The organism is Bradyrhizobium sp. MI1.11, from assembly GCF_055811255.1.
On record NZ_JBVVPM010000146.1, the window covers coordinates 1 to 2,464 of the forward strand.

The following is a 2,464-nucleotide window of genomic DNA, read 5'->3' on the forward strand; positions in this document are numbered from 1 at the left end:
TTGTGCCTCTTCCTGATCCAGCTATCGCATACGCTTGCCTGTCCGCTCCCGCTCAATTCGGCTTCTTAACGGACGACTACGGCGCCTCTATTACAGCCGACTGGAACTCTTGCAGGAGGGGGCTGAACGGATTATCGAGCTACTAGGGGCTCACCGAGTAAAGGGTAGGCCTGCTACCCCGCGTTTCTCGAAGGATCGAAGTCTTCGAGCATGGACTTACGATTCGCACGATCCGGAGCAAGGTGGTCGATAGCAGACTGCGCTACGCTCTTCGCCACGCGCACAAAGATCAATATTTGTTCGTTGGCGCAGCGATCCTTGCGACTATCGCACTGGTCTTGGACCATCAAGGCGTGTTTGTGCAGTATCATAGCTTGCAAGGGCACGTCGACAGATTTACTACAGCGATGATAACTGCTTCGATTATCTCTTTGTACTCGGTAGTTCATCTGTGAGAGCAACTCCACCGATCGAATGGTCATTGCATTACGATGCAAGTTGAGATTTGCGACCGCGAACCTGAAATGGACCCGCGGAACGGGGCCACGTGAGCCGGTTTGTTAGTTGAAACTGACCGCTCCTGATCACTTTCTATCACGCTGCCAGAGACTCTGTCTGCTGCTGTCGCTGTGGGCATGTGGTCAACGCGTCAGCGTTGTCCACCATGTCCACAGCCTTCGCGGTGCGCATCCGCTCGCGCCAGACCGCCATCGGCGCGCGATAGCCGAGCGCCTGATGAAGGCGGCGATTGTTGTAGAAGGCGATCCAGTTTGCGATCCCTGCTTTGGCCTCGCGGCCGTCGGCATAGCCCTTGAGATAGATATCCTCATGCTTAAGCGACCGCCACAGCCGCTCGATGAAGACGTTGTCCATCCAGCGGCCGCGGCCATCCATCGAGATCTTGATCCCTGCGCCCGCCAGCGCGCCGGTGAAGGCCGTGCTGGTGAACTGGCTACCCTGGTCGGTGTTGAAAATCTCCGGCGTGCCGTACTTCGCCAGCGCCTCTTCCAAAGCCGCCACGCCAGAACCGCACGGCTCGCCCAGTCGATGATCGCGACGAGATAGAGAAAGCCGCGCCCGATGGGCAGATACCTGATGTCGGCCGCCCACGCCTGGTTCGGCCGGTCGATTGTCATGTTGCGCAGCAGATAGGGATAGATCTTGTGGCCCGGCGCCGGCTTTGTCGTGTTCGGCTTCGGTCCCAGCGCCACGATGCCCATCTTGCGCATCAACCGCTGCACACGCTTGCGATTGACCTGAAGCCCCTCAGTCTTCAGCATCGCGATCATTCGCCGCGAGCCCAGGAATGGCCAGGCGGTGAACAGCTCGTCGAGCCGCTGCATCAGGGCGAGGTCGTTGTCGTTAGCCGGCCGTGGCGGCCGGTAGACCCCAGAGCGCGCGATGCCAAGCAACATGCATTGCCGGCGGATCGACAGCGCCTGGTCGGCGCGATCGAGCATTCCTCGACGGTCCGGTGTGCTCATCTTCCGGACCTCCGTGCTAAAAAATCGCGCTCCACCGTCAATTGCCCAATCTTGGCGTGCAGCTTTTCGATCTCGCGTTCGCGCGCGTTTCCTCGCTCTCCCGCCCAACACCCGCGTCAAAGGCCCGCGCCGCCTGTTCCAGAAGTTGTTTCTTCCACGCATAGATCTGGTTCGGGTGCACCTCATAGCATTGAGCCAGCTCGGTCACCGTCGCCTGCTCCCGCACCGCCTCCAGCGCAATCTTGGCCTTCAGTGTGCCGCGTCGATTTTCCGTCTCGTCTTCTTCGTCATCATGCCCTCCGTCTATCAAACGGAGCGGCCCTTTTCCAACTTAGCCTCTGGTCCCAAAACCGGGGTCCATTTCAGGTAACAGGGTTTTTTAGAAGGATCGGGGAACTGCGACTGCCTCAAACAAACGCAAGAATGCGCCTCTAAGTTGTTGACGTGTCAAGGACGTTGGGCCGAGGCGTTCCATACGCGAGGAGACTCCGCGCCAGTGCTTTGAAATGCTGTCCTTCGCGGTCATCGACTGCGCATGTGTGCTGATATCGGCAAGCAGCTATGGTGGGTTCAAGGTGGCGTGTTGAGGTATCCGCGGCCACTACGACCAACAATGCGACGGTGAGGATTGAGCTGCAGCCGGTTTGATGGACACCGAGATTGGGTGTTTTATCAAGCCGGAGGTTGTCATGCAGAGACGGAAGTTCAGTCGAGAGTTCAAGGTCGAGGCGGTCAAGCTCGTCAGGGAACGCGGGGTTTCGGTGGCGCAAGCGGGCCGCGACCTGGGCGTCCACGAGAACGTGCTGCGCAAATGGGTGAAGGAGTTCGGCTCCGACCCTGCGCAGTCCTTCCCCGGCCACGGGCAGATGAAGCCTGAGCAATTGGAGATCGAGCGGCTGAGGCGTACGCCTCCGATGGGGGCCGTCTTGCGTGAGGGTTGGTAATTCGCGAAGCGTGTGACCTTAAGTCTAGCTTTAAGG

2 pseudogenes are annotated in these 2,464 nt (G+C 59.1%); one reads left to right on the top strand and one right to left on the bottom strand.

Annotation, left to right across the window (positions count from 1 at the left end):
* Window positions 1-594 precede the first annotated feature (594 nt).
* Window positions 595-1,775 (bottom strand): annotated as a pseudogene (locus AC0L30_RS42685) (IS3 family transposase).
* Between the two features lie 398 nt (window positions 1,776-2,173).
* Between AC0L30_RS42685 and AC0L30_RS42690 the strand changes: the two are divergent.
* Window positions 2,174-2,464: pseudogene (locus AC0L30_RS42690) on the top strand (transposase); the annotation flags it as partial.